29 protein-coding genes, 3 pseudogenes and 1 riboswitch are annotated in these 24,610 nt (G+C 61.9%); of the genes and pseudogenes, 17 read left to right on the top strand and 15 right to left on the bottom strand.

The features are described 5' to 3' along the window. Positions 1-3: 3 nt before the first annotated feature. Positions 4-963 carry an IS481 family transposase gene (locus SPHN_RS15865; protein WP_248524705.1) on the bottom strand — a complete coding sequence of 320 codons (960 nt, stop codon included), beginning with the start codon at positions 961-963 and terminating at the stop codon, positions 4-6. Between the two features lie 57 nt (positions 964-1,020). On the opposite strand from SPHN_RS15865, the pseudogene SPHN_RS15870 reads away from it, so the two are divergent. Then, a pseudogene (locus tag SPHN_RS15870) lies at positions 1,021-1,185 on the top strand (IS481 family transposase); the annotation flags it as partial. Positions 1,186-1,298: 113 nt separating this feature from the next. Here SPHN_RS15870 and SPHN_RS15875 read toward each other — a convergent pair. From SPHN_RS15875 to SPHN_RS15885, 3 genes and pseudogenes are all read right to left on the bottom strand, one after another. After that, positions 1,299-2,441 (bottom strand): annotated as a pseudogene (locus SPHN_RS15875) (IS3 family transposase). 479 nt (positions 2,442-2,920) lie between these two features. After that, positions 2,921-3,115 (bottom strand): hypothetical protein, encoded by a 195-nt coding sequence (locus SPHN_RS15880; RefSeq protein WP_248524706.1) that lies wholly within the window; start codon positions 3,113-3,115, stop codon positions 2,921-2,923. Between the two features lie 321 nt (positions 3,116-3,436). Continuing rightward, on the bottom strand, positions 3,437-4,480 hold the full coding sequence (locus SPHN_RS15885; RefSeq protein WP_248524707.1) for an NAD-dependent epimerase/dehydratase family protein: 1,044 nt from the start codon (positions 4,478-4,480) through the stop codon (positions 3,437-3,439). Positions 4,481-4,833: 353 nt separating this feature from the next. Between SPHN_RS15885 and SPHN_RS15890 the strand changes: the two genes are divergently transcribed. Then, positions 4,834-5,370 carry a J domain-containing protein gene (locus SPHN_RS15890; protein WP_248524708.1) on the top strand — a complete coding sequence of 179 codons (537 nt, stop codon included), beginning with the start codon at positions 4,834-4,836 and terminating at the stop codon, positions 5,368-5,370. Between the two features lie 179 nt (positions 5,371-5,549). On the opposite strand, the gene SPHN_RS15895 is transcribed toward SPHN_RS15890, so the two are convergent. The 3 genes from SPHN_RS15895 to SPHN_RS15905 all read right to left on the bottom strand — a co-directional run bounded on the left by SPHN_RS15895 (position 5,550) and on the right by SPHN_RS15905 (position 6,647). Further along, positions 5,550-5,909 (bottom strand): hypothetical protein, encoded by a 360-nt coding sequence (locus tag SPHN_RS15895; RefSeq protein WP_248524709.1) that lies wholly within the window; start codon positions 5,907-5,909, stop codon positions 5,550-5,552. A 109-nt stretch (positions 5,910-6,018) separates the two neighbouring features. Further along, positions 6,019-6,408, bottom strand: coding sequence for a type II toxin-antitoxin system VapC family toxin (locus SPHN_RS15900; protein ID WP_248524710.1), 390 nt, complete (start codon positions 6,406-6,408; stop codon positions 6,019-6,021). Continuing rightward, a complete protein-coding gene (locus SPHN_RS15905) occupies positions 6,405-6,647 on the bottom strand; it encodes an AbrB/MazE/SpoVT family DNA-binding domain-containing protein (protein WP_248524712.1) in 243 nt (80 codons plus the stop codon). Before SPHN_RS15905 ends, SPHN_RS15900 begins: the two co-directional genes overlap by 4 nt. A 408-nt stretch (positions 6,648-7,055) precedes the next feature. Here SPHN_RS15905 and SPHN_RS15910 point away from each other — a divergent pair, with 408 nt between their 5' ends. From SPHN_RS15910 to SPHN_RS15920, 3 genes are all read left to right on the top strand, one after another. Then, entirely contained in the window at positions 7,056-7,988 is a 933-nt protein-coding gene (locus SPHN_RS15910; RefSeq protein ID WP_248524714.1) for a site-specific integrase, read from the top strand. 25 nt (positions 7,989-8,013) lie between these two features. Beyond that, positions 8,014-8,349 carry a hypothetical protein gene (locus tag SPHN_RS15915; RefSeq protein ID WP_248524715.1) on the top strand — a complete coding sequence of 112 codons (336 nt, stop codon included), beginning with the start codon at positions 8,014-8,016 and terminating at the stop codon, positions 8,347-8,349. Positions 8,350-8,418: 69 nt separating this feature from the next. Next, the gene (locus tag SPHN_RS15920) at positions 8,419-9,264 is read left to right on the top strand and encodes a hypothetical protein (protein ID WP_248524716.1); all 846 of its coding nucleotides are present in this window, start codon (positions 8,419-8,421) and stop codon (positions 9,262-9,264) included. 66 nt (positions 9,265-9,330) lie between these two features. Here SPHN_RS15920 and SPHN_RS15925 read toward each other — a convergent pair whose 3' ends face one another. After that, a complete protein-coding gene (locus tag SPHN_RS15925) occupies positions 9,331-9,888 on the bottom strand; it encodes a hypothetical protein (protein ID WP_248524717.1) in 558 nt (185 codons plus the stop codon). 348 nt (positions 9,889-10,236) lie between these two features. Between SPHN_RS15925 and SPHN_RS15930 the strand changes: the two genes are divergently transcribed. Both SPHN_RS15930 and SPHN_RS15935 read left to right on the top strand, forming a co-directional pair. After that, complete coding sequence (locus SPHN_RS15930; RefSeq protein WP_055818096.1) at positions 10,237-10,482, top strand: AbrB/MazE/SpoVT family DNA-binding domain-containing protein; 246 nt, start codon at positions 10,237-10,239, stop codon at positions 10,480-10,482. Next, positions 10,479-10,865, top strand: a complete 387-nt coding sequence (locus SPHN_RS15935) for a type II toxin-antitoxin system VapC family toxin (RefSeq protein WP_055817303.1) — start codon at positions 10,479-10,481, stop codon at positions 10,863-10,865. Before SPHN_RS15930 ends, SPHN_RS15935 begins: the two co-directional genes overlap by 4 nt. Positions 10,866-11,249: 384 nt before the next feature. Here the strand turns inward: SPHN_RS15935 and SPHN_RS15940 are convergent, their stop codons facing one another. From SPHN_RS15940 to SPHN_RS15950, 3 genes are all read right to left on the bottom strand, one after another. Further along, the gene (locus SPHN_RS15940) at positions 11,250-11,759 is read right to left on the bottom strand and encodes a sulfite exporter TauE/SafE family protein (RefSeq protein WP_197977994.1); all 510 of its coding nucleotides are present in this window, start codon (positions 11,757-11,759) and stop codon (positions 11,250-11,252) included. Positions 11,760-11,975: 216 nt separating this feature from the next. Then, on the bottom strand, positions 11,976-12,248 hold the full coding sequence (locus SPHN_RS15945) for a DUF190 domain-containing protein (protein ID WP_248524718.1): 273 nt from the start codon (positions 12,246-12,248) through the stop codon (positions 11,976-11,978). Between the two features lie 124 nt (positions 12,249-12,372). Further along, on the bottom strand, positions 12,373-13,728 hold the full coding sequence (locus SPHN_RS15950; RefSeq protein ID WP_055817299.1) for a voltage-gated chloride channel family protein: 1,356 nt from the start codon (positions 13,726-13,728) through the stop codon (positions 12,373-12,375). A gap of 23 nt (positions 13,729-13,751) precedes the next feature. Then, positions 13,752-13,828, bottom strand: a riboswitch (Fluoride riboswitch). Between the two features lie 163 nt (positions 13,829-13,991). On the opposite strand from SPHN_RS15950, the gene SPHN_RS15955 reads away from it, so the two are divergent. Genes SPHN_RS15955 through SPHN_RS15970 form a run of 4 tightly spaced genes read left to right on the top strand, consistent with a single transcriptional unit; the run spans position 13,992 to position 17,076 of the window. Then, entirely contained in the window at positions 13,992-14,357 is a 366-nt protein-coding gene (locus SPHN_RS15955; RefSeq protein ID WP_235528336.1) for a DUF305 domain-containing protein, read from the top strand. A 1-nt stretch (position 14,358) separates the two neighbouring features. Next, positions 14,359-15,798, top strand: coding sequence for a YncE family protein (locus SPHN_RS15960; RefSeq protein ID WP_248524719.1), 1,440 nt, complete (start codon positions 14,359-14,361; stop codon positions 15,796-15,798). A gap of 1 nt (position 15,799) precedes the next feature. After that, positions 15,800-16,309 carry an RNA polymerase sigma factor gene (locus tag SPHN_RS15965; protein ID WP_055817293.1) on the top strand — a complete coding sequence of 170 codons (510 nt, stop codon included), beginning with the start codon at positions 15,800-15,802 and terminating at the stop codon, positions 16,307-16,309. After that, complete coding sequence (locus SPHN_RS15970) at positions 16,306-17,076, top strand: anti-sigma factor family protein (RefSeq protein ID WP_055817290.1); 771 nt, start codon at positions 16,306-16,308, stop codon at positions 17,074-17,076. Before SPHN_RS15965 ends, SPHN_RS15970 begins: the two co-directional genes overlap by 4 nt. A 51-nt stretch (positions 17,077-17,127) precedes the next feature. On the opposite strand, the gene SPHN_RS15975 is transcribed toward SPHN_RS15970, so the two are convergent. Both SPHN_RS15975 and SPHN_RS15980 read right to left on the bottom strand, forming a co-directional pair. Further along, positions 17,128-17,640, bottom strand: a complete 513-nt coding sequence (locus SPHN_RS15975; RefSeq protein WP_056626649.1) for an MgtC/SapB family protein — start codon at positions 17,638-17,640, stop codon at positions 17,128-17,130. After that, on the bottom strand, positions 17,637-18,704 hold the full coding sequence (locus tag SPHN_RS15980; RefSeq protein WP_055817283.1) for a sulfite oxidase: 1,068 nt from the start codon (positions 18,702-18,704) through the stop codon (positions 17,637-17,639). The genes SPHN_RS15975 and SPHN_RS15980 overlap by 4 nt, the downstream gene beginning before the upstream one ends. A gap of 146 nt (positions 18,705-18,850) precedes the next feature. On the opposite strand from SPHN_RS15980, the gene SPHN_RS15985 reads away from it, so the two are divergent. The 5 genes from SPHN_RS15985 (at position 18,851) to SPHN_RS16005 (ending at position 23,159) form a co-directional block, all read left to right on the top strand. Next, on the top strand, positions 18,851-19,723 hold the full coding sequence (locus tag SPHN_RS15985; protein ID WP_056626652.1) for a LysR family transcriptional regulator: 873 nt from the start codon (positions 18,851-18,853) through the stop codon (positions 19,721-19,723). After that, entirely contained in the window at positions 19,720-20,871 is a 1,152-nt protein-coding gene (locus tag SPHN_RS15990; RefSeq protein WP_248524720.1) for a TDT family transporter, read from the top strand. Before SPHN_RS15985 ends, SPHN_RS15990 begins: the two co-directional genes overlap by 4 nt. 89 nt (positions 20,872-20,960) lie before the next feature. Beyond that, entirely contained in the window at positions 20,961-22,196 is a 1,236-nt protein-coding gene (locus tag SPHN_RS15995; protein WP_248524721.1) for a molybdopterin-dependent oxidoreductase, read from the top strand. Positions 22,197-22,208: 12 nt separating this feature from the next. After that, the gene (locus SPHN_RS16000; protein WP_037529331.1) at positions 22,209-22,691 is read left to right on the top strand and encodes a c-type cytochrome; all 483 of its coding nucleotides are present in this window, start codon (positions 22,209-22,211) and stop codon (positions 22,689-22,691) included. Between the two features lie 177 nt (positions 22,692-22,868). Next, on the top strand, positions 22,869-23,159 hold the full coding sequence (locus tag SPHN_RS16005) for a hypothetical protein (RefSeq protein ID WP_248524722.1): 291 nt from the start codon (positions 22,869-22,871) through the stop codon (positions 23,157-23,159). 202 nt (positions 23,160-23,361) lie between these two features. Here SPHN_RS16005 and SPHN_RS16010 read toward each other — a convergent pair whose 3' ends face one another. Together SPHN_RS16010 and SPHN_RS18610 are read right to left on the bottom strand one after the other, a co-directional pair. Then, positions 23,362-23,772 (bottom strand): hypothetical protein, encoded by a 411-nt coding sequence (locus SPHN_RS16010; RefSeq protein WP_248524724.1) that lies wholly within the window; start codon positions 23,770-23,772, stop codon positions 23,362-23,364. Between the two features lie 9 nt (positions 23,773-23,781). Continuing rightward, positions 23,782-23,847: pseudogene (locus tag SPHN_RS18610) on the bottom strand (TetR/AcrR family transcriptional regulator); the annotation flags it as partial. Positions 23,848-23,994: 147 nt separating this feature from the next. Here SPHN_RS18610 and SPHN_RS16015 point away from each other — a divergent pair. After that, complete coding sequence (locus tag SPHN_RS16015) at positions 23,995-24,534, top strand: TetR/AcrR family transcriptional regulator (protein ID WP_248524726.1); 540 nt, start codon at positions 23,995-23,997, stop codon at positions 24,532-24,534. The last annotated feature ends 76 nt before the right edge of the window (positions 24,535-24,610 follow it).

The raw sequence follows: 24,610 nt of genomic DNA on the forward strand, positions 1-24,610 counted from the left end.
CGTCTAGGTGTTTAGTCCCGGCATCTGGTGGATCGGATCGACAATGAACCTGTCCGGCTCTGACGTCCAGATCTTGGCGATGTATTCGTAGGGTGTGAGTCCGCTGAGCGTCTTGAGCCGGCGGGCAAAGTTATAGGCAGCCATGAAGTCGGCGAGGTGCGTCCGTAGCTGGTCATGGCTCTCGTAATGGAAGCGCTTGACGGTCGCCTCCTTGATGGTGCGGTTCATCCGCTCGACCTGACCGTTGGTCCAAGGGTGGTTCGGCTTGGTGAGCCGGTGCTCGATATCGTTCGCTTCGCAGATCATGTCGAAGCGCATCTGACGCGACCAGGCGGTGTTACGGTTGCGCGGTTGCTCGGCGAACTGGATGCCGTTGTCGGTCAGGATCGTGTGAATGCGGTAGGGCACCGCTTTCAGCAGAAGTTCGAGGAACTCCCAAGCCGTCCGCCTGTCAGCCTTGTCGACGAGCTGGGTGACCGCAAACTTGCTGGTTCGGTCGATGCCGACGAACAGGTAAAGCTTGCCTTCGGCAGTCTGAACCTCGGCAATATCCACGTGGAAGAAGCCGATCGGGTAGCGCTGGAAGCGCTGTCGCTTCGGCTTGTCCCCCTCGATGTCCGGCAGACGGGATATGCCGTGCCGCTGCAGGCAGCGGTGCAGCGCCGACCGTGTCAGATGCGGGATCGACGGCTGCAACGCGTAGAGGCAATCGTCGAGCGGCAGTAATGTGAGACGCCGGAATGCAACGACCGCCGCCTCTTCGGCTTCGGTAAGGGTTGTGGAATGAGGGGCCTTCGGCCCGGTCTTTAAATCCTCGACCGTCGCCCGCTTACGCCACTTCGCCACCGTCTTCGGGTTGATCCCAAGCTCCCGGCTCAGCGTCGAGAGCGAAGCTTGCGATCGCTGTATTGCTGCTCTGACGGCGTGCGTGGTCGTGGCGCTCCCGTGACGTACCTGTCCCATACCGCTTCCTTCCATTCCAACGAAAGGATCGCACCATCAAACCGTGGGATCAAACACCTACGGACGCACCTCGCCGACTTCATGGCTGCCTATAACTTTGCCCGCCGGCTCAAGACGCTCAGCGGACTCACACCCTACGAATACATCGCCAAGATCTGGACGTCAGAGCCGGACAGGTTCATTGTCGATCCGATCCACCAGATGCCGGGACTAAACACCTAGAAAATAGGCTTGAGAATGAAGGTCGGACAGTTTTGAAATAGCTCCTAACCGGACGGGCAATGTTGCAAGGATAAGGAACCGTTTGCCGTCGAAGGTGAATAGCCCCTAGTTTTCTAGACGCCTTGAGCCATCAAAGCCTGCTGCCGTTCGAACTCGACGGGCGAGAGCATCCCGTTCCTGACATGCTTGCGGATCGGGTTGTAGAACATCTCGATGTAATCGAACACGTCCTGCCGCGCTTCTTCGCGCGTTTTATAGGTGCGTCGCCGGATGCGCTCACGCTTGAGGAGATTGAAGAAGCTCTCGGCGACGGCGTTATCGTGGCAGTTTCCCCGCCGGCTCATGGAGTGCTCCAGATTGTGAGCCCTGGTGAAGGCAGACCAGTCCATACTGGTGAACTGCGAACCCTGATCCGAATGGATCAGCACGCGGTTTCTCGGCTTACGCCGCCAGACCGCCATGTGCAGGGCCTGCAAAACCACATCGGTTGTCTGACGGCTTTGCAGCGACCAGCCCACCACGCGACGGGAGTAGAGGTCGAGCACGACCGCCAGATAGGCGAAGCCTTCCATCGTGCGGATATAAGTGATGTCCGTCACCCAGGCGCGATTAGCCTGCGGCACGTCGAACTGGCGATCCAAAGTGTTCGCAGCAACGGCCGAAGGCCTTCCGCCTGAGCTGCCTGGACGCCGCTTGTAGCCGATCTGCGCCTTGATGCCTGCAAGGTTGGTCAGGCGGGCAACGCGATTGGGACAACAGGTCTCGCCCTGATCGAGCAGATCGTCGTGCAACTTGCGATACCCATAGACCTTGCCGCTGTCGCTCCAGGCCTGCCGGATCAATGCAATCTGCCGAGCATCTTCTTGCGCTCGCCGGCTCAGCGGCGCTTTGCGCCAGGCATAGAAACCGCTGGGCTGGATCGCCAGGCACCGGCACATCGCGCGGACGCCAAACTGGTTCTGATGCTCCGCGACAAAGGCGTATCTCACTTGGCATCCCTGGCGAAATACGCGGTGGCTTTTTTTAAGATGTCTCGCTCCTCGGTCACCCGAGCCAACTCGCGCTTCAACTGGCGAATCTCGGCGTCCTTATTGGCATCGCCCGACGCCACCTTCGCAAACTGCTTCTTCCACGCATACAGCGAGTGCGGGCTGACGCCGAGGCGCTGCGAAACCTCCGCTACCGGGTAACCCCGCTCCATGATCTGCACCCACCGCGTCACGCTTGAACTCATCGCTGAAATTGGGCTTCCCCATCGTCGCCTCCTATCCTCAAAATTAGGATTGAAGGCGTCCAGAAATCTAGGGGCTATTCACTAGGTCTTCGAGAGACGCCTCGAGGATCGAGCGTGCGCGTGCCATCAGCTGGCCCTTCCAAAAGGGCAGGATTGAATACCCTCTGCGGCCCTTTAGGGCATGGACTAGCGGGTTACCATCATCGCGCCGTTGGCCGCGTCGGTTCCGAGCGAACACATGCAGGAGCGGGGTGCCTTTAAAACGAGTCCGGGATGGGTTTCCAGCAACCGACGTATCAACGCCATTCTCGTGCTGATCGTTGATCGTGACGACCTTTGCCGCCGACACTTCGATACCCATTTCGTCTCCAGCCCGCGGTCAGGAACCCATGGGCGTACGGAGCAGGGAGTCTCTGGAGTGTCCACTCGAGCTGGGCATGTGCTGTACTCATCGCTTGGATGCAAGTGCGGCTGGGCGCACCGCGACCGCCGACGTGCTCATCAGCAAGCATAAATATTAGCGACCATAAAATTGTTCATGCACTGTGCGACGGCGTCGAAGAACGGAACGCCGGTGACCGTGGCCGGATCCAGCCCCGACATACGGGCCTCAGTCGCATTGTAGACCTGTACGATCGTATCGGCGGCAAAGCCTACGACGCCAAACGGCAACGCATCACGGTCTGCGGTGCTCATCGCTTCAAGGTCGTGCAGTCCGACCGTTCAAATTCGACGTTTGTTAGTGGCACGATCAGTTGCTCCTCAGCGAGGCGTCATGCCGTAAGATGCTTAATTATTTGCGAAAACTGTCGGACTTTTCGCTTGGCGTGAATAGCCTGCTACAAGTGACGAACTGGTCAGCTTCCATTGGCCGGATGGCCAGCCAGATTTTAGGTTTTCCGTTCGCCGCAGTATCACTGACCGCTTTTGATCGGCAATGGTTCATCCAGTTATTGTTGGCCGCCAAGGGGCGTTGCCAGCTCACTCGAGAGCACCCGCCAAGCTCTCACCAAGCGGCTAACTGGCCCGCTTGATCCGAGGGATCACACCCGCAGCTTGTTGACGTTCGATTGCTCTGATCAATGCGTCAACCGGGTCGCGATCCTCGTGGAAGCCGGCAAGGCGAATCTTGGTCATGTCGGAGATTACATCGGCCTCGGTGCCGAAGATGAAGTCGCCGAAGCTCCACCCCACCGCCTTCGTGAAATCGGTCTGGAGTAAGCCCGCGGATATCTGCCGCCATACGGGCTCGAGCGCTGGCATATGGTTAGTGAGCGCGAAGGGGATAGGCTCGCCAGTCTCGATGCCGAAATGCCGGGCAACCTTTTCCCACATGCGCCGCCAGCGGAACGGCGGGTGAACGTAGTTGAACGCCTGGTCGGCCGCTTCACTGGCGGTAGCGGCCCACAAGCTTGCGCGCGCCAGCGCATGTGCATCCGTCACCTGAACTAGGCAGTCATCATAGGTTGTACGGGAGCCTGGGAAGCGAAACGCTGCCCCGTCCGCGGCTGACAATGCGGCGTAGGCGCCGATCACCGTCGCGATATTCATCGCATTGCCGGCTGCGTCGCCAACGACAACGTCCGGACGCAGGATCGACCATTCCGGTCCACCGGCGGCACGGCGCCGTTGTAACTCGCGTTCCTGCGTGAAATAGAAGTTCGGCCCGATCGGCCGCGGGTTTTCGTCCTCATAGAATGGCGTCGTTACTGGTCCGAGATGAACGCCGTAAACCTTTGCGCCCTGATACAGCACCACTCTTTCGAGCGGGGCGCTGGCAGCCTCTAAACCGTCCAGCAGGTTGCGGAGCATGGCCGAGTTGCGCTCGTCCTCCTCTGCCAAGCCTCCGCCTGGCCCATAGGCCGCATAAAAAAGGTGGGTGACATCGCTCGCTTTAGCCAGTGCAGTTCGGCTTGCCTCCGCGTCGCTAAGATCAGCAAGGATATCACCATGGCTACGCGACAGGGCTACACCATGCCAGCCTGCCGTTCCGGCGATCTCTTCGAGGAGAGCCTTGCCGATAATGCCGCCTGAACCGGCAACGAGTGCAACGTTGGTCAAGAACCTGCTCCTGGATCATTGCGGGGAGGCTAACGGAACGATCCGCTCCGACAAACTATCCAGTCAATCGGTTCTGGCGTTAGCGTCCTTGAGGCATTTGACGCCAGCTGCATCACCTTCATGAACGACCGACCGGAATTGAACGTGTGAAAGTTGCCACGACCGACCGCTTTTGGGTCAGCGCCGGGGGCGGGGCGGCGTGGTGTCGTCAAAAGCACGAAGTTGCGGATGGGAATGGTCGCCATCTGACTGTTTGCGCCTAAAGCCAACCTTTGAATCACCGAGAAGGCAGCTTAAAATCACGCGCCAGGCTGACTTTCCTTTTTCGCGTTTTAGCCGCAAGAAACGGCTAGATGGCTCTCTCACCCGACTATTATTCTGTTTTAGGGGTGCCCTCGACGGCAAGTCGCGAAAATATCCACACCGCGTGGAAAGCGCTGCTCCGTCAATATCACCCCGATACCAATCATGGTGTGGATGTTGCTGCTCGTGCGAAAGAGATCAACGAGGCGTATTCCGTTTTGGGGAAAAAGGAAGCACGCGCCGCCTATGATCGGTCGCAGATCAGGCCGTCTGCCCACCGAGCGACCGCGGACCGCCCGTTTCACCCCAGGAAAGCCGGCAGGCGCCCGACGCGAGCTAGCCCGTCGATACAGCCCAGCGGTAGCTTCTCGCAGCCGCTAGAGACCAACGAATGGCTGATGGGCCTTTTCCTGCTGATCCTCACCGCCGCACCGATCGCTACGATCCTGGTTCTGTGGAATGAGGAATCCGGATTGGCACCTACGGTTCGACGTAGCGTCGCCGCTCATCCCGTGCCTGAGCCTTCTGCAAAAGCCGTCCGCAGCTCATCGGGCACAAAACTCGGACTTGGACAGCCTGCTTCCTAAACTATCGCCCAGTCGGGACATTCGAGTTCGCAGGGTCAGGCGCTAAAAGCGGTCGTAACGCGGAGATGAACGAGCGGCCGACGTTAGGAAGCTGGAAAGGGGGCGGGGACGTCTGATTATGGGTCTGGCGGATTGCGATCTACCGTTTGATCATTGCAGCGTCCGGCATCAGCCAACGGCTATTTGCGGTTCAAAGCGCGCTTGGCCTCAAACACGGCATCCGCAGCTTGGCCACCAACCCGGTCCACGTCGCGGTTAAACTGATCGACGACACGCGGAGCCGTCAGACCGTCGAGTCCCTTGCGCAGTAGACGCTGATACTCCTGCCGAGAGTTGGCCTTGGCAAATGTCCGAGCCTTGAATTCTGAGAGTGCGGCTTCGAATTTGAGACGATCTTTCGGACCAAGGTCAGCCTTTGCCGCACGTAGCGTCTGATCAAAGGTTGCGGCGCTGCTCCCGTCGATAACGGTCGGAGCGCTCGCGCCGACGCCGCAGGCAGAGACGAGCAAGCACGCGGATAGCAGGATCAGGGGTCGCATTTGATCACTCCTTAGATGAGATTAAAGTCGCGCGGAGTTTCGTAGCGGCGCGGCCCAGTCGTCAGGCTTAGCGGTCGCACGGTGAAGAACGCCCAGGCGAATGGTGTAGTTATCGGATGACCACGACCTTGGCGCCGGCATCGCCAGCAATATCCTTCCAGGCCTTGTCCGCTGTATAGGCCGGCGCCCCTACGCGTTTGGCAAGCGCCAGGCAAAAGCGATCGCCCAATGACAGCCCGGCGGATGCGGTCATCGATCGCAGGTCACCAGCCTCCCATGCCAGCGCATCGTCAGCGGGCACTACTATATAGGGGAGGGCACCGAGCATGGCGCGAATGTCCTCAAGCGGCGCGCCGAGATGAACGAAGTGACTGATCACTTCGGCCTGATTGACCGCGCAGACCGACGCGTCCGCGATCACGCCGGCAACCTTGCTGGCGCCGCGCTCACCTTTGAGCAGCGCGAGGATCGCCGAGGCATCGAGCACGACATGCGTCATTCGCCGCTCTCCGCGCGTCGCGCCGCGAGAAAGGCATCAACCGAGGCCTCGGGATGTTGGGCATAGCGCTTGGCAATCGCCTGCGCCTTTGCCACAGCCTGATCAACCGTGCGCAAGATGACGCCATCTAACGTTTCTTCTACCAGCACCGCACCTCCACCTTCTAAACCAAGGCGTTTGCGAATGCCCACGGGTAGGCTCATGCGACCGTTGGACGTAATGTTTACTTGAAGGGTCATAAGGCACCATCGATCAAAAGTGGCATTGCGAGAATATGATACCACACCCAAGATCGAAGGGGGAGGGGGCTGGTTAGTGCCTGATCAATCCCAGATGCCATAATAGTTACTAGCGATAAGATTTATTCCTGCTACTACCAAACCCTTGATTGGGGTAGGGCGTCTGCATGCGCAATTTCGTCCAAAATGAGACTCTTTGCACCGGCGTGAGACTGGTCTCATGGTGCGTGCGTCGGCGATCGCGCGGGCGCGCATCGCAACTGCCGCCCCGAAACCGCTCTGCTAGTGAGTAGCGCGGAGGAAAGTGGGGCAGGGGGCTTAGACCCCAGTCCAGGCACGTCGCTGATCGTCGCACCTGGCACCGCACAAGCGCTGCTGAGCGGCATCACGGCGGAGGACGGGGCGCGGGTGAAGGCATATGTCGCACGTGCTTCGGCCGCCTCGACCGTGCGAGCTTATCAATCTGATTGGCGGCTGTTCACCGAATGGTGCTCTGCGCGCGGCTACCGGCCGCTGCCGGCAACGCCGGAAGTGACCAGCGCCCATCTCGCCGAGATAGCCGAGATCGGCACTGCCTTCTCCGCGGGTCGGCCCTTGTCGAAGGCGTCGATCGAGCGCCGCCTCGCGGCAATCGTGTTCGTCCACCGTGCGGCAGGCGTCGAGCCGCCCACAACCCAGATGGGCGCCGCCACCCTCACCACAATGATGCGCGGTATCCGCCGAGCCAAGCGCACGGACAAACCCGGCAATAAGAGGCCTGCCGACGCTGACGTGCTGCGCGACATCATCCGCGGCATCACCGGCGACACCATGCTCGACCTGCGTGACCGCGCGCTGCTGACAATGGGCATGATGGGCGCGTTCCGGCGCTCTGAGCTGGTGCGGATCAGGGTCGAGGATATCGCCCCGCATCCGCGCGGCCTATCGGTATCGATCCCGTTCTCGAAGGGTGACCAGGGCGGGGAAGGGCAGTCGGTCGCAATCCTCGAAGGGCGGCGGATCGAGCCGGTGCGCCATTACCGCGCCTGGATCGAAGCGGCGGGCATCAGTGAGGGGGCGGTGTTTCGAAGGCTCACACCGCACGGGCGGGTCACGGAGACCGCGCTTAGCGAGCAGTCTGTTGCGCTGGTGGTGAAGAAACGCGCTGCCGCAGTCGGCTACGATCCGGCGCTGTTCGCCGGCCATTCACTCCGCGCTGGCTTCCTGACGGAGGCGGGCCGCACCGGTGCGACCCTTTTTAAGATGAAGGAACACAGCCGGCATAAGTCGATTGAGATGCTGAGCACCTACGTTCGGGACGAAGAGGCGTTTCGTAATCACGCCGCAGAGGGTTTCGCATAAGTACCCGTTGGAAAAGGATACAATGATGAGCGATGGATTGACGCTGTCGGCAGAAGGCGCGGCGCAAATCAGTGATAACGACCGCGATGAGTTGATCCGGAACATTCGGGCAATCGTCCAAGACGTCGAAAACCTGTACCGGCCAACGCGGGCCGAGATGCCCTCCCACAGGGTAAGCAGCGACCCGGTCATGCTGGGGCTTTACGGTGCGCGCGATGGTCTCATTGCGGCGGAGAATTCGATCCTGAAAATTGCCTTGGGCTCCGCTAGCGAGGAAAAGCTTGAAGGCGTGCACCCGGTGGATATCGAGATCGACAAACTTTTCGACCAGACGAACCCAGATGAGCGATCGAAGCCCTGAAAGGGAATCTGATTGGTTTACTCCAACGACTGCGGAGGTCATCCTACGCGCAACGGGGTGGAGCAAGTGATGGCCGAGGACGATAAGCGATTGAGCCAAACGCTCGATGAAATGAATCGCGACGTCACTCTCAAGCTAGTGCCTTATGGCGGCCGCGTTTTCGTTAATAATGCCGACGTTAATCGAGTCGACGAATGCTCGATTGAGCTGAAATGCTGGTTTTCGCCTGCCGCATTTAGTCTCGACGTGACAATCGGAGAGGAAGAACATTCTCGCGTTACCCACTATTCGGACGAGGACGAAGGCGGGCAGGAAAGTGGTCAGGCAGAGCAGGATATCGGGTGGCAGCTTGGCGACGTGCCAATAATGCTTACCCTCTATCGCGTTGACGAAAGATGGCTGAACGAAAGCGGAGAGAAGAATAATGGATCGCCCGTTCTGGGCAGGCTTCATTATTATCCGCGTATCAATACGGCCGATGGGGTTGTCAAAGACAAACGACCCACAGTCACGGCCTGGACCTGTTTGGGCGCCGACAACTTCGCGCTTCTCCGCAGTCGCCTCATCGATTTTAAGAAGCACGATTTTGAGATCGGGCTGTCGGTGCTGTTCCCTCATGGCACTGTTGAAAGCCAGGGATTTATGGGGAAGCGCATCAAATGGAATGGCGAGGGGGAACTGCCCGTAAAGTCCGCATCGATCGTTTGGCGCAAGGAGGACTGGTCGTCGGACTTCCACCGCAAAGAGCGGATGTTTGACGATAAACCTAAAGCTGAACTGCCCTTCGACCCGCCCCGCGAACATATCGAGGTGATGGACGCGACGAGAAGGATTGAGGCTGCGCTAGGGCGGCTTGTTACGCCGATCTGGCTGACCGTCGCAGCATTAATCGTTCTGGCGTTCCTAAGACGTTAGGCCAGCGCTCGCTTTGACATCACGGCCGTTCGGCCAAAAACAGCTACCGCAAACGCTGCAAGGCCCTCACGCGCGATCGTCGGGCGCTTCAGCGATCACACGTTGCACGTTTTCCAGCAGAATGGTCATGAGCTGCTCGGGTGCGACATGCTCTGTCATTGCGCGGGCAACGGTATTGGTGATGATCGCTGCTGCAATATCGTAAGCAGAGGCATCAAGCGGCGCAGCGCTAGCAAAACTATTACTAACCCCCCGCGCAATCGTCGGTACGAGGCGATCGAGGTTGTCGCGAGATTGAGTCGCAACCAGAACGTTAGATGTCTCGGGCTGATGATCGAGGTATTTCCTCCCAGCGGTAACGACGAACTCAAGCACGAACATCAGGCCTTTTCGGTCAAGGCGGTGCGCTGCGATGGTCTCGTCTGTAGCATCTGGATAGTGGGTTAAAATGAGGTCCCGCTCAGCCCGGGAAACCGAGAGCCGAAACGGATCTGCGAGAATCTGCAAGCCGGCCAGCAGCATCGCGGCACCGGCAACGGTGGGATCGCCTCCCCGACCAACGTGCTCGTGAAAGAGCTTGTCCTGAAGCTGCTCGACTTCATCGAACTCGCCACCATCAATCATCCCGGGTCTCCTGCCGCCATATATTTCGATCATACCGGCGCTGTCGCCTCAATCAATCAATAGGGCAGCTCAGATGAGGAGCCGTGGTCTGCCTATGGCAGTCCGCGGATCATCGGTCCGCTTTACGTCCACGGGCGCAGGGGTGAGCGTCACGATTTATCGGTTCGAAGAGGGTATACGTTAAAAGCACCGGAGATTATGCACGTGGGGCAGCTTCACGTCGATGAGCCATAATCCAAACGGTGTGGTACAAACGAGGCTCGCTGGCATACCGTGGGGACGGTTGCTGCTAAGCCGGGATATCCCTAGAAGATGATGACGATGCTGATCAGAGGTACAGAGGCCGTCATGACGCTACAGATCAACATAACGCCAAACGGGCGCATGAGCCTGCCCGCTGACGTTCGCAAGCGGTTGGGCCTGACGGGTGGCGGTGCGGTATATCTCGACGAAACCGAAGATGGCGTTGTTCTGCGAACCGCCAGCCAAGCGGTGGCAAGGGCGCAGGCGCTGGCCGAGCAATATACCGGCGGTAATCCCGACGCCTCTGTTGACGCATTCCTCAATCGGCGTCGCGAAGATAGCGGCGAATGAGCGTGGTTCTCGACGCCTCGGCTCTCATCGCAATGATCAAGGGTGAAAAGGGATCTACCAAGGTTGCAGCCGGTATCGCCGGTGCGCGAGTGAGCAGCGTGAACTACGCTGAGGTGGTGACCCACTTCATTCATACCGGAATGCCCGAGCGAGAAGTTGATGCCATGCTTGATCCGCTGCCACTGACGGTAGTGCCGGCCGACAAGGCCTTGGCGAAAATCGCCGGGCGGCTGCGCGCCGCGACGGCCGAGGCGGGCCTTAGCCTTGGAGATCGCTTTTGTCTGGCTCTAGCCCGACGGGATGGATTGCCCGCTTGGACCAGCGACCAGAACTGGAAGAAGATCGCGGATGCAGTCGAGGTCAAGGTCGTGACGATCCGCTAGAACTTGGCGGGAAGGGCAGGGGGCAACCACCTGTCGATCCTCTGGAAGCGGAAGGTCTGCATCCTGGTGGAAAACCGCCTGTCCGCTGTTGGGCGGCGTTTCGGCGAAAGCTGCCGGGCGACTTCCGACCCATAGTAAGTCATTCAGGACAACTTTTCTGCTCCCTGAAAGCCGCCGTCCGGCCGCGCGGTTGGCTGCGGCTCAGCTGAACGAGCCGGGCACCGGCTCCTGCGTAGCGACACCGTTAACGCACAGGTTAGCGTGTCGCAGATGTGCGTTGAAAGTCGCGTAATTCCGCGACTGACATTCGCGACAGCTACGCCGTCAGCCGACCACGCTTGAGCTGGTGTAGCGAAACTCAGGATATTCGCGACAATCCTCCCACTAACCCATGACGATCATCTCGGTCGCGATCAGCGCGAGCAGGACCATGACGAGCTGGCGGAAGCGCTCAACGGGCAGACGCTTGATGAGCAAGCACCCCGCCCAGGTGCCAACGATCATCGCCAGCCCCATCGCGATCGCCAGCGGCCAGAAGGTTGGTCCAAGGTCGATCGTCGCGCCGTAAACAATTGTCTTGGCACTGTGCATCACGATCGAGGCGACCGCGTCACTCGCGACATAGGCAAGCGGTGGCAAACCGAGGCTCAGGAACACCGCTGCGCCGAGCGGCCCGGCGCTCCCGACTAGCCCGGACAACAGGCCGGTCACACCGCCCCCGATCACCAGCACGCGGCGCGAGGGTTTAAACGCGATCATGCCCGTGGCCTTCAGGATGACGAACAGCAGGATCGCCACGCCCACGATCCGCGCAACGAGCGCCGTCGGTAGCGACGCGAACGACAATGCGCCCAGCATCGAGAACGGTATGGCAGCGGAGAGGAACAGCAACACGGGCCGCCAACGGATTGGCGCCAGCCCAGCCCATCCCGGCCGGCGCACCGTTGCCGATGATCTGGACGATCGTCAGCAGCGTCACCGCTTCGGTCACGCCGACGACTTAAATCAGCAGCGGCAGCAACAGCAGTGCCCCGCCAAACCCGGCCGAACCCGAGATTGCAGCAGCCGCAAATGCACCGACGATCAGCAGCCCATATTCGATCATTGGTGTCATCGGTCGAACCGCGGCATGACCGACCAGTGTTCCAGCTGCTTGTAGACGATCACCTTGTCGCCGAGCAGGTCGCCATGTCGCCGGCAGAACTGGTCGAGCTGGTCGCGTTCGCCGACGAGTTCGACGCAGATCGTCAGATGGGGATCGGCCGCCTCCGATCCGTTCTCGCGGATCTGGCCGTGGTTGCTGAACCCATAGTGCGTGTGTTGCGCGACGGCATTGATGATGCCGTCTGGATTAGCTCGCGATAGAGCGGCTTGGCAGCCCACAGCGTACGCAGGCTGCGCTCACCAATTCGGTCGGACGGTTTCATGTAGATACGCAGCATGCCGATTTCGCGATGCTGGACGGTGAAACGATTGGGCATGGACAAACCCTCGATTGGTGGGGGGATCAGGAGCGTGGGCTTCGCGAGGCGCGGTGTGCCCGCGCCTCGCGAAGCGTCGCGTTCGGGGTGAGGCCGGTCGCCGGCACCTTCGGCACCGCGACGCGCTGCGACAGGTAGATGCCGTTATGACCGGAGCAGAGGTAGGCGACGAAGCAGGCCACCGCGATCGGCACCGCATAGGCAGCGCCGAACAGTTCGATGCCCATGAAGGTGCAGGCGAGCGGGGTGTTGGCCGCGCCCGCGAACAGCGCGACGAAGCCGAGCGCGGCGAATACGCTGGTGGGCACGCCGAACATGGGGGCGAGTGCGTTGCCGAGCGCCGCGCCGATGAAGAACAGCGGTGTCACCTCGCCACCCTTGAAGCCGGCGCTGAGCGTGACGACGGTGAACAGCAGCTTGATCGCCCAGCTCCACGGATGCGTGTCCGGTCCGAAGAAGCTGGCGATGGTGAGGCTGTCGGGCGTCGCTGCCAACGTGCCGAGTCCGAGATAGTCGCGCGTTCCGAACAGGTAGACGAGCGCGATGACCGCGATGCCGCCAATGGCGGGGCGTAACGGGCCATAGGAGACGATGCGCTTGAGCCACCCGCCGAGCGTGTGATTGGCTTCGGCGAAGGCGAGACCGACCAGCCCGAACGCAACCCCGGCGACGCCCGCCTTGGTGACGAGCAGCGCATCGACCGGCACCAGCGCATCGATCCGGTAGACGCCGTGATGGATGCCCCAGGCAAGGCACGTCCAGTCGCCGACCAGTGCCGCGACCAGGCACGGCACCAGCGCGCGATATTCGACACGCCCGATCGCCAACACCTCCAGTGCGAACACCGCCCCTGCGATGGGCGTGCCGAACACCGCGCCGAACCCGGCCGCAATGCCCCCCATCAGCAGGATGCGGGTGCCGTCAGCATCGAGCTTGAGCGCGCGACCGAAACCGCTGGCGAGACTGCCGCCCAACTGGACGGCGGTGCCTTCGCGCCCGGCCGAACCGCCAAACAGATGGGTCACCACCGTGCCGAAGAAGATCAGCGGTGCCATCCGCAGTGGCACCCCCCCGCCCGGTTCGTGGATCTGCTCGACAATAAGGTTGTTGCCGCCCTCCACCGAGCGGCCGGTCAGATGGTAAAGCAGTCCGACCACGAACCCGCCGATCGGCAGCAGGTAGAGCAGCCAGGGAAAGGCAAAGCGAAGCCGGGTCACGGCATCGAGGCTCCACAAGAAAGCCGCGCAGAGCGTTCCCACCATTGCGGCCATCGGGACCAGGATCAAGGCCCATCGCAGCACCGACATGGCATGGGTGCGGCGATCGCGAATGAACGCTGCCATGTTGAACTGGTCGTAGAGATTGCGAAATGTCGCGCGCACTATTCCTCCTTGCTGCCTTGCGGCGCCTGGTAGGAATCATCGACCCTTGCGAGGGCGGTTCGGCCGAATGGCCCGGCGGAAATCCATCGCCGTGCCGAGCATATGCTGTCCGACGGCGACCTGGTCAACCATCGGCAGGGTCACGATGAGACCATTGTTTTGCTGAGGATCAATAATTGGCTCAACCATGGAATAAATCTCGACGGGCGTCGTCTACGCTTTCGAGACTGATGCGCCGGAGGCTTATGCGTAGACGAAATTGGATGCTGGGTCTGACTGCTTCGGCCATGCTCACCGGCGCAGTCGCGGCCGCCCCCGCCGATGGCTACGCCAGCATGGTATCTGCCGCGATGGACCGGATGATGGCGGGCATGATGGTCAAGCCGTCCGGCGACGTCGACCGCGACTTCGTCGCAATGATGCTTCCGCATCACCAGGGCGCCATTGATATGGCGGTGGCAGAGCTGCGCTACGGTCATAACGAGCAGCTCAAGCGCATTGCGCAGGAGATCATCATCGATCAGCAGCAGGAGATCGCCGCCATGAAGTTGGCGATTGGTCAGCCGCTACCCCCTTCGACGCCAGCCCCGACGCAGGGCGGCGACTACCACAGCCATATGGAGCACTGACATGATCCGGACCTTCCTGCGCTCGGCCGCCTTGCTGATGAGCGCCGCACCGGGCATTGCCATGGCCCAGCAGGCGCCGTGGAACGCCAAGGACGTGCCTGTCAGCCACCGCGACCGCGTCTATGCATCCGAACAATTCTCCAACACGGTGTCGGTGACGGACCCGGCCGACAACAGGTTGCTCGGCGTCATCAAGCTCGGCGATCCGCAGCCGATGAATTTTTCCCCGCTCTACAAGGGGCAGGTGCTGGTTCACGGCCTCGGCTTCTCGCCGGACGGGAAAACACTGGCGGTCGTGTCGATCGGATCCAACGCCGTGTCGTGGATCGACACCGCCACCAACACCGTCAAGCACACGACCTATGTCGGGCGCAGCCCGCATGAGGCGTTCTTCACGCCGGACGGCAAGGAGGTGTGGGTTACGGTACGCGGCGAGGATTACATCGCCGTGCTCGACCCCAAGACGTACAAGGAGACCGGTCGCATCAAGACGCCCGGTGGTCCGGGCATGACGATCTTCTCTCCCGATGGCCGATACGGCTATGTCTGTTCCTCGTTCAATCCGGTGCTGGCCGTGTTCGATGTCTCGACCCACGCGCAGGTCGGACAGGTGGCGCAGCCGAGTCCGTTCTGTCCCAACATCGCCGCGACGCCGGACGGCAAGCAGGTGTGGTTCACGCTGAAGGACATCGGCAAGACGGTCGCATTCGATGCCAAGCCGCCTTTCGCGATCCTCAAGGTGCTGGATACCGGACCGATCACCAATCACGTCAACTTCGCCCGCACGATCAGGGGACAGTTCGCCTATGTCACGGTAGGCGGGGAAAACGCGGTGAAGGTGTTCCGCACGTCCGACTTCGCGCTTGTCGCCACCATCCCGGTCGGCAAGATGCCGCACGGTGTCTGGCCATCGGGCGACGGCCGGCGCATCTATGTCGGGCTGGAGAATGCTGATGAACTTGCCGCGATCGACACCGCCGGCAACAAGGTCGTTGCCACCGTGCCGGTCGGACAGGCACCGCAGGCGATCGCCTATGTGCCGAACGCTATTCCGACAGGCCTCGGCACCGACAATCTTCAACCGCTCGGTACGGCAGGCAAGGCGGTGCATCTGAACATGGGGCCGGTTCGCGGCAATGGTGCTGCAAGCAGCATTACCCTCTTCGACCAGGGCATCATTCAGGTCGTGCAGAGTGCCGTTACCGGTTTGCAGCCCAAGAAGCCTTACATGCTCGTGCTCACCGCCAACGCGGACGGCAGCGGTGCGGTAGAGCCGCTTGCGAACTTCATGAGCAATCCGGCAGGTGCGGCGATCGTCAACGCGTCGGGTCCGATCCGGCAGATCGTTCAAGGCAGCACCGCGGCACCCCGGCGTTTTCTGGCGGTCGCCGAGGTGGTGAACGGCGCTCCGGGCCGCATCGTGCAGGTGCAGCGCGACTGAGATGGACCCGCTTGCCGCCGCGATCGAGCCACTGATCCCCGGTCTGCGCCGCTATGCCCGGTCGTGGTTGCGCGATCCGGCGATGGCGGATGACGTGGTGCAGGATTGCCTTGAGCGCGCGGTCGGGCGCTGGCGCCAGCGACGGGGTGCGGAGGTTCGCCCATGGGTCTACGCGATCCTGCACAATCTGTTGGTCGACCATCAGCGGCAGCACAGTCGGCGAGGTACGGCGGTTCCGCTCCACCTCGTCGACGACGCTGCGCTCGGCCGCCCGGCCGATCAGGACGTAGGCCTGCACCACCGAGACCTGTTGCGCGCACTTGATGCGTTGCCCGAGGAGCAGCGGACGGTGCTGCTCCTCATTTCCGTCGAAGGTCTGTCATATGGGGAAGTCGCTGCCGTCGTCGGCGTGCCGCTGGGAACGGTGATGTCGCGCATATCGCGGGCGCGCGACCGTCTGGCGACGCTCCTCCGCGAGGGTGAACGGCCACGATTAAGGAGTATTCGATGACCAGCCCGATCGGAGAGGACGATCTGGCCGCGTGGATCGATGGAAGGCTGTCGCCCGAGCGGCAGCGTCTGGTCGACGCTTACCTTGAAGGCCAGCCGGACGTGCATGCCCGTTTGCGGGAGCAGGCGGAGCAGGCGCGAGCCCTTGCGTCCCTGTTCGCTCCCATCGCGGAGGAACCGATCCCGGCGACGATGCGCGTCGCAGCCATCAGGGGACGGCAACGCCAACCGCCTTGGCAACTCGCCATCGCCGCGTCGCTTCTGCTGGCGGTCGGATTTGGCGGTGGTTGGTCGAGCGCGCGGTGGAGCGGCGAACCCCACGCGGGCATCGCGGCGCTGGCCAATGAGGCGAGCGACAATTTCCGTGTCTATGCCGCCGACCGGATTCGACCGGCGGAAATCGGCCCCGACCAGCGCGCCATGCTGATCCGATGGACCTCCAGCCGATTGGGTGAGCGCGTGACCATCCCGGACCTCAGCACAGCGGGTTACCGCTATGGCGGGGGGCGATTGGTCGCGACGCCCCACGGCCCTGCAGCGCTGCTCCTCTATGATGGACCGCAAGCGTCGAAGCTTGCGGTGCTGACGAGGCCCATGCAAATCGACAAGAGCGCAAGCATGACCAGCACGTCCAGCGGGACCATGGGCCGGGTCACATGGGCGGTCGACGGGATCGGCTATAGTGTGGTGGGGGAGCGCCCCGCTGCCGAGCTGCATCCGATCGCCAACGAGGTCCAGCGCCAGGCCGATGCGGCGCTTGTGTCCTGATAGCACCTGGCCAGTTCTCAGCGCCGACAGGCACTGGGCGGACCAGCGGGATCACGGCTTGCGCGCGGCATCGTTCCGGTCGGCCTCTGCCGGAGTCAGCCTGGCCCGTTCGCGAATGCGACGTTCGAGTGGAGCGCCGACGAACAGTACGAGCATCGCAAGGCTCAACCCGCCGATGATGAGCGGCCACACCGCCAACCCTGCTGCCGCGCCGATCGTGGCTGTTACCCAGATGCATGCGGCAGTCGCCAATCCATGCACTTCCTGACCCTGGCCGACCCGCAGCACAGCGCCGGCACCGATGAAGCCGACGCCGGACAGAATGCCCTGCATCGCCCGTCCTGCGGCATCGGCGTTCACATTCGGCAAGCCACTGTGTACGATCGCCTGCACGGCGATGCAGCTCGCCAGACCGACGAGGCCCAGCGTCCGCAAGCCCATGATCTGCCGGTTCTCGCGCGAGCGTTCCCAGCCGAGCACCATCCCAGCCGCGGTCGCCACCACCAGCCGCCCGATCGCATCGATCCAAAAGCCGAGATCCGGTGCCGCTGACGCTTCGATCATTCGACCAGCACGTGCACATGATGCCAGGCGGTGCACAGATAGCCAGCGAAGTTCCACATCGTATCCGGCCGCTCGGGCTGACCCTGTCCAGTGTCGTCGAAGGCGCGCACGACAAGGTGCTGGCGCCCCTTGTCGAGCGTGGCGTCGAGGGTCCAGCGCCGCCAACCCCAGTGCGCCTCCGGATCATCGGTGAACGTCGCCTGTTGCCAGTCGCGACCACCGTTTACCGACACTTCGACCCGAGAGACGCGGCGATCATAGGCGATGGCATAGCCCTCGATCCGCACCTCCCCGGCCGGCAAGCTTTCGCCAGAGCCGGGCACGCAGATCGCGGCGTTGAGCGGCATGGCATTGATGGTCAGACCCTGGCTCCAGTCGACGGTGTCGCTCGTCACATCGGCAGGAAAGAGCTTGTAGTCGTGCGCCTGGATCGGTGCGTCGGATGGCGTCTCGCGCACCTCGATCCGTGTCAGCCATTTGGCGCTCCGCACCCCGGCATAGCCCGGCACCACCATGCGGATCGGTGCGCCGTGTTCGGGCGTCAGCGGCTCGCCGTTCATCGCCCAGGCAATGAGGACGTCGGGTTGCCGCGCCTTGTCCATGGCGATCGAGACCCCGAACAATGCTTCCTCGCCTTCGACGTCCACCTCGTCCGCTCCGGTGAACGCCACGAACAGGTCGGACGCATCCGGCGCACCGACGGCATCCAGTACGTCGGACAGTCGTACGCCGGTCCACTCCGCATTGCCGATCGCGCCCACGTCCCACGGGTCGCCGGACGTTTTTGCGAACTGCTGAAGATCCGTGCGCCGGTTGCCGGCGCACTGGAGAACTGCCGTCACCGTCCGCGTGGCCAACGCGCTCTTCAACTCCTCCACCGAGAAGGAGCGTCTTTCCATGCTCATCCCGCTGACCTCGATCCTGTGATCGGCAGGCAGATCAGGCACCGCACCATGGCTGCGCACGTAGAACAGCGCCTGCGGCGTCAGGAACCGCTCGATCAGCGCGCCGGGCGTCGGCTCGGCGTTGTAGGGCTCGGATTTGCGCTCGATCATATCAGTCATGGACGAACCAACGCCGCAAGCGCGCGGATCGCTTCAAATCTTCAAGACTATCGCATACGAAGGATTACCGATCGTTCCGATATCCAGATTGAAATAAACGGATCAAACGGTTGGTCGTATCGATAAGATTGCGCGATATAAGCTGCATGACCCTGGAGCAACTCAGAATATTCGTCGGTGTCGCCGAGCGCGAACACGTCACCAAGGCAGCGGAGGTGCTGAACGTCACGCAGTCCGCTGCCTCCGGCGCGGTCGCGGCCCTCGAAGCGCGCTACGGGGTTCCTCTGTTTCACCGTGTCGGGCGTGGCATCCAGCTGACCGAAGCAGGCCGCGGCTTTCTGGAGGAAGCGCGCGCAGTGCTGGGGCGGGCAGCGCATGCCGAGACGATGCTGGCGGACTATGCCGGGCTTGCCCGTGGTTCGTTGCGGATCGTCGCAAGCCAGACGATCGCGAGCTACTGGTTGCCGGCAAAGCTCGCCTCCTTCTACGAACGCCACCCGCAGATCGCGGTCGAACTGGCGATCGACAACACCGAAGGTGCAGCAGCGCAGATCCTGAGCGGCGCGGCGGAGCTCGGTTTCGTCGAGGGCGAGGTGGACGAACCGGCGCTCGCCCTCTGGAATGTCGGGCGTGACCCGATGGTGCTGGTCGGCCATGAGGACGCCGGGCGCGTCGACGAGGACTGGCTTCGCGCTGCACGCTGGATCGTCCGCGAGCAGGGTTCGGGCACGCGCTCGACCTTCGAGGACGTGCTGCGAACGCGCGGGTTTGATCCGGCCCAGCTGACAGTAGCGATGACGCTGCCGTCCAACGAGGCGGTGCGTACCGCGGTCGAGGCCGGTGCCGGCGTCGCTGTGTTGTCGCGATTGGTCGTCGCACGCGCGCTCAAGGCCGGCGATCTGGTCGAGTTGCCGCTTGGGTTACCCGATCGCGCCTTCCACGCGCTGCGCCACAAGGAACGCTATCGCACCCGCGCGGCCGACGCGCTGACGGACCTCATCAAGGAGCAGGTCGCATGACTGCCGACGCACCTTCGGCCCTGACCGGCCTCAAGCCGCTAAGCAGGCTCGATCACCCGCGCGAGATGATCCGCCAGTTCACACCCAACTGGTTCGCCGCGACGATGGGCACCGGCATCCTCGCTCTCGCGCTGCCGCAGGTGCCCAATATCGGCCCCGCGCTCAAACCGATTGGCGAGGTGTTGTGGTTCTTCAACATCGCGCTCTTCATCCTGTTCGCCGGTCTCTATGGCGCGCGCTGGGCGATGTTCGGGCATGAGGCACGGCGCATCTTCGGCCACAACACCGTGTCAATGTTCATCGGGACCATTCCGATGGGCTTGGCGACGATCATCAACGGATGCCTCGCCTTCGGGATCGCGCGGTTCGGTAACGGCATCGTGCCGGTCGCACACGTCCTGTGGTGGATCGACGTCGCCATGTCGCTCGCCTGCGGCGTGTTGATCCCCTACCTGATGTTTACCCGCCACGAGCACAGCCTGGACGGCATGACTGCGGTATGGCTGCTGCCGGTCGTCGCAGCGGAAGTGGCGGGTGCCAGCGGCGGGCTGCTCGCGCCGCATCTGACCGATCCTCACGCGCAGATCGTGACGCTCGCCACTTCCTACGTGCTGTGGGCCTATTCGGTGCCGGTCGCGTTTGGCATCCTCGCTATCCTGATCCTGCGCATGGCGCTCCACAAGCTCCCGCACGAGAGCATGGCGGCATCCTCTTGGCTTGCGCTGGGGCCGATCGGCACCGGGGCGCTGGGTATGCTGGTGCTTGGGGCGGATGCGCCGGCGATCCTCGCGGCGCATGGGCTGGTCGGTATCGGTACCGTCGCGCAAGGGATCGGCGTCGTCGCCGGGCTCTGTCTGTGGGGTTTCGGCCTGTGGTGGCTGGCGCTCGCGACGCTCATCACCATCCGCTACTGGCGCGCCGGCGTCCCATTCAACCTTGGCTGGTGGGGCTATACCTTCCCGCTCGGCGTCTACACCGTCGCCACCTTCCGCCTCGGTACGACGCTGAACCTAGGCTTCTTCGGTATTGTCGGCACAGTGCTGACGGTCGCGCTCGCGGCGATGTGGCTGCTGGTCGGTGCCAAGACACTCGCCGGAGCATGGCGCGGCAACCTGTTCGTCTCGCCCTGCATCGCTACCCCGAACTGATCCACCCTGATGATCGGATCAATCGGTCCGATCACTTGCAGAACGCCGCTTCGAACCGCCAGCGTGGCTGGCCACAGGAGAGCCTTGTCATGGACAATTTTGACGCCGCGCTGGCGAGTGAAACCAGCCGTCGCCGCTTTCTCAGGCGTACGGCGCTCGGCACCGCCGGCCTTGCCGCAGCACCTGCGCTGGCGCAGCAGCTCGTCGACCTGAAGCTGCCTGGCGGCAATGCCGAGCGGCCGATGACCAGCGCCTTTCCTGGCAAGGGCAGCATGATCCTCCAACGCATCCATCCTCCGCTGTTGGAGACGCCGATGGACGTGTTCGACAAGTCGGTGTTCACGCCCAACGACCAGTTCTTCGTTCGCTGGCACTGGGCCGACATTCCAACCTCGATCGACGTCGAGAGCTTCCGCCTCAACGTCTTCGGCCACGTCAACCGACCGCTGTCGATTAGCCTCGCCCAACTGCTGCGCCTGCCGCGGGTCGAGATGGCGGCGGTCAACCAGTGTTCGGGCAACAGCCGTGGGCTGTTCCAGCCCCGGGTCGCCGGCGCGCAATGGGGCAACGGCGCGATGGGCAATGCCAAATGGCTCGGCGTGCGCCTGCGCGACGTGCTGGACCTCGCGGGGGTCAAGGCAGGCGCGGTACAGGTGCGCTTTGGCGCGCTCGATCAGCCGGTTGTGGCGGACGCCCCTGACTTCGAGAAGGCGCTCGACATCGACCATGCCCGCGACGGCGAAGTGATGATCGCCTTCGGCATGAACGGCGAGCAGCTGCCGCTCCTCAACGGCTTTCCCTGCCGGCTGATCGTCCCGGGCTGGTATTCGACCTACTGGGTCAAGATGCTGAACGCGATCGAGGTACTGCCCGGCCTTGACGACCAGTATTGGATGGCCAAGGCCTACAAGATACCGGCGACACCCGGCGCGAATGTCGCGCCCGGTGCCAAGGACTTCCCGACCGTGCCGATCAATCGCATGATCCCGCGCAGCTGGATGACCAGCCTGCCCGATGGCCAGGCGATCGCCTATGAAGCGTCCATCCCGGTTGGCGGGATCGCGATGGGCGGCGACTGCGGCGTCGCCAAGGTCGATGTCTCATCCGATGGTGGCCGCACTTGGTACAGGACGACGCTCGGAGCGGACGAGGGCAAGTATAGCTTCCGGCGCTGGGATGGTCGCGTGCCGCTTAGGCGCGGTCCCAACCCCATCATGGTGCGCTGCTGGAACGCCAACGGTGTCGCCCAGCCGATGAAGCCGATCTGGAACCCCGGCGGGTTCATGCGCGGCAACATCGAAACCACCACCATCATTGCGGCCTGAGGAGCGAGTAGCATGAAGACCCCGTCTCCCGGCATCATGGCCGCTGGCCTGATCGGCCTGACCGGTATCATCCTCATCTCGATAGGTGCGCCGAGCAGCCGCAAGGCGTCTGCCCCGATCTCCGAGACGTCCGAGCCGGCGCCCCCCGTCAGCGTGTCGGCCCGCGGCTTCTCGCTTACCTCGACCAGCGTCGACCTGCCGGTCGACGACGCGAGCTATCCCGATGGTCCGCACGCCGACGTCATCAACGCCAACTGCACCTCATGCCACTCGGCCAGTATGGCGCTGACCCAGCCTGCGCTATCGGCGGCTCAGTGGAAGGCGACCGTCACCAAGATGCGCGAGGTGTATAAGGCGCCGGTGGCCGAGAAGGACGTCGACGCAATCGTCGCCTATCTCACCGCCATGCCGCATCAGAAGGCGGCACCCGCAACCGGCAAGGCGCAGGACCCCGACCCCAAGGTGGCTCCCGATGTTTCAGGTGGAACCGGCTAACCGAGCCACTTCCATAATCCCAAAATACCATCTCAATCGGGAAAGTCGCTGGTGTCATAACCGGAGGGTTGTGACACCCCTGCGGACCCGGCAAGCGGAGGTGGAACTATCTTTCTGCCGACTGCAAAGGGGCGCGAGGCGGTGTCAGAACCGTTCGGTTGTGACACTGGGCGCATCATGGCCGCCCGCACCCCATTTCGGCCGTTCACTCGAGCAGAAGGTCCTTCCGGCGAACTGATCGAAGCAGGCTATCGTGGTCCGCAAATCGAGCTTGTGACCCGCGACTTCGACCTCGACATGGCAGCGTTGGATGACCTCAACGCGCTGTTCGGCCCATCGCCCGACTGGAAAAGCCTCAATGCTACGCAGAAGTGTATGATCGTCGCCGAGCTACGTCAAATGGCTGGCGATCGGCCACAGCTTCCGATCCCTTCAACCGCATTGATCGGCGTGGCGCGACGGGGATAAGTCGCGAGATCGCACCAAATGGCTTCGATCACCAATTCTGCCGTCATTCTCGGAACTGCATTCCGAGGAGACATCGGCCGTCTTTGTCGTCGTTCCCAATCGAAGTCGAAATGAAGCTCTACGCATCTACTTACAGGGCGCAAGGCAAGGATATTAGCTATGATGGACCTGCTCGGGTTGATCGCTGCGCATGAAACGGACCTCAATGTCGGTCGCAATCGCTATTCGTGAATGAGTTGGCGCCGGGAGGATAGGTGAGCGCAATCATTTGAGACAGGGCACGATCAGTGTGGAACGGAGTTCGTGGGTCAGTTGAAAACGAGGCTAGCCAGACTCCGTCGGCCGCCAATCGGACCACCTCACACATTGCATTGCTGTCCGTCGCTTCATGAATTTGAAGTCTTTCCGCCAGCCAATTGCTCCAGTGGGTTTGCAACTCTGGATCGGCAAGGACTGTCATCGACATCCCCGCTGAGGGATTGTTCTTCCCCAATGCCTGGTCATGAAAGACAGCCCGAACATAGGCTCTGGTGAAACGGCCATGCTCTACGGGGTCGTCGACCATAGCGGCAGAAATTGCCTGGTCGAAGTGATCAAGGAGCTCCTTTAACATCGCATGGATGAGGGCCTGCTTGTTGGGAAAATGGTGAAACAGCCCACCCTTGGTTACACCCGCATTGCCCGCGACGGCGCTAAGGGTACATCAATGACGGATTCCCCGGCGGAGGTAGGAGGCACTCAACTTGGTCGATTGAGTGATCGGGGCGATTGCAACTGGTTCGACATCCTTCGGTGCCATCTGCTACGGCATAGCATGGAAGCTGGAAGACCCAGGATGCGGCGGGACGCTGAGGCAAATCGCGAAAAGCTCGTGCTTGCGGCGAAGCGTTTGATGCAGGACCAAGGCGGAGACGTCGCGGTCGAAGTTATATGCGAACTAGCCGGCATCACTCGCGGCACGTTCTACCGAAATTTTCCAGATCGTGCGGCCCTCTACGAGGCGGTCCTTGAGCACGAGCTTGAAGACATGATCGCGGCGCTGGAGGTTCCTGCGGCCGATCCTTTGACCTTTCTTCGGCTTTTTGCCGAAATGATGATGGTCTACGACAAATTTCTGACTGTCCTGCCGGACATGGATGACTGGAGTACCAATCGGGCCAGCGAAGCCAAGATCATAGCTGCGATTGCCCCTGCTCTTGGGCGCGCTCAGGCAAACGGCATCATTGCTTCGGACATTACAGGCGAAGACATCATGATACTCTGCCGGATGATCTCAGCGGATTGGAGGCTTGATCCGGTAGGAAGCAAAGAAGAGGCTCTCGATCGCCGGCTCGGATTGCTCCTTCGCGGCATATCTCCACGAGCCTCAGAATAACCCTTTCAGTAAGCGTACACCCTTGTATAGGTTTCGCAAACGCTTGCGGGACAAGCACTATCGGCGGGGCACTGCC

The sequence above is a fragment of the Sphingomonas faeni genome, from assembly GCF_023195535.1.
Lineage (GTDB): Bacteria > Pseudomonadota > Alphaproteobacteria > Sphingomonadales > Sphingomonadaceae > Sphingomonas > Sphingomonas faeni_B.

Coding starts and splice junctions, on each gene's coding strand:
- SPHN_RS15960 (WP_248524719.1), top strand. CDS start 14,359: ATGATCCGGACCTTCCTGCGCTCGGCCGCCTTGCTGATGAGCGCCGCA.
- SPHN_RS15920 (WP_248524716.1), top strand. CDS start 8,419: ATGGCCGAGGACGATAAGCGATTGAGCCAAACGCTCGATGAAATGAAT.
- SPHN_RS15990 (WP_248524720.1), top strand. CDS start 19,720: ATGACTGCCGACGCACCTTCGGCCCTGACCGGCCTCAAGCCGCTAAGC.
- SPHN_RS15880 (WP_248524706.1), bottom strand. CDS start 3,115: ATGAGCACCGCAGACCGTGATGCGTTGCCGTTTGGCGTCGTAGGCTTT.
- SPHN_RS15930 (WP_055818096.1), top strand. CDS start 10,237: ATGACGCTACAGATCAACATAACGCCAAACGGGCGCATGAGCCTGCCC.
- SPHN_RS15980 (WP_055817283.1), bottom strand. CDS start 18,704: ATGACTGATATGATCGAGCGCAAATCCGAGCCCTACAACGCCGAGCCG.
- SPHN_RS16000 (WP_037529331.1), top strand. CDS start 22,209: ATGAAGACCCCGTCTCCCGGCATCATGGCCGCTGGCCTGATCGGCCTG.
- SPHN_RS15995 (WP_248524721.1), top strand. CDS start 20,961: ATGGACAATTTTGACGCCGCGCTGGCGAGTGAAACCAGCCGTCGCCGC.
- SPHN_RS16005 (WP_248524722.1), top strand. CDS start 22,869: ATGGCCGCCCGCACCCCATTTCGGCCGTTCACTCGAGCAGAAGGTCCT.
- SPHN_RS15965 (WP_055817293.1), top strand. CDS start 15,800: ATGGACCCGCTTGCCGCCGCGATCGAGCCACTGATCCCCGGTCTGCGC.
- SPHN_RS15890 (WP_248524708.1), top strand. CDS start 4,834: ATGGCTCTCTCACCCGACTATTATTCTGTTTTAGGGGTGCCCTCGACG.
- SPHN_RS15900 (WP_248524710.1), bottom strand. CDS start 6,408: ATGACGCATGTCGTGCTCGATGCCTCGGCGATCCTCGCGCTGCTCAAA.
- SPHN_RS16015 (WP_248524726.1), top strand. CDS start 23,995: ATGCGGCGGGACGCTGAGGCAAATCGCGAAAAGCTCGTGCTTGCGGCG.
- SPHN_RS15985 (WP_056626652.1), top strand. CDS start 18,851: ATGACCCTGGAGCAACTCAGAATATTCGTCGGTGTCGCCGAGCGCGAA.
- SPHN_RS16010 (WP_248524724.1), bottom strand. CDS start 23,772: ATGTTAAAGGAGCTCCTTGATCACTTCGACCAGGCAATTTCTGCCGCT.
- SPHN_RS15970 (WP_055817290.1), top strand. CDS start 16,306: ATGACCAGCCCGATCGGAGAGGACGATCTGGCCGCGTGGATCGATGGA.
- SPHN_RS15975 (WP_056626649.1), bottom strand. CDS start 17,640: ATGATCGAAGCGTCAGCGGCACCGGATCTCGGCTTTTGGATCGATGCG.
- SPHN_RS15925 (WP_248524717.1), bottom strand. CDS start 9,888: ATGATTGATGGTGGCGAGTTCGATGAAGTCGAGCAGCTTCAGGACAAG.
- SPHN_RS15915 (WP_248524715.1), top strand. CDS start 8,014: ATGAGCGATGGATTGACGCTGTCGGCAGAAGGCGCGGCGCAAATCAGT.
- SPHN_RS15895 (WP_248524709.1), bottom strand. CDS start 5,909: ATGCGACCCCTGATCCTGCTATCCGCGTGCTTGCTCGTCTCTGCCTGC.
- SPHN_RS15935 (WP_055817303.1), top strand. CDS start 10,479: ATGAGCGTGGTTCTCGACGCCTCGGCTCTCATCGCAATGATCAAGGGT.
- SPHN_RS15865 (WP_248524705.1), bottom strand. CDS start 963: ATGGGACAGGTACGTCACGGGAGCGCCACGACCACGCACGCCGTCAGA.
- SPHN_RS15955 (WP_235528336.1), top strand. CDS start 13,992: ATGCTGGGTCTGACTGCTTCGGCCATGCTCACCGGCGCAGTCGCGGCC.
- SPHN_RS15905 (WP_248524712.1), bottom strand. CDS start 6,647: ATGACCCTTCAAGTAAACATTACGTCCAACGGTCGCATGAGCCTACCC.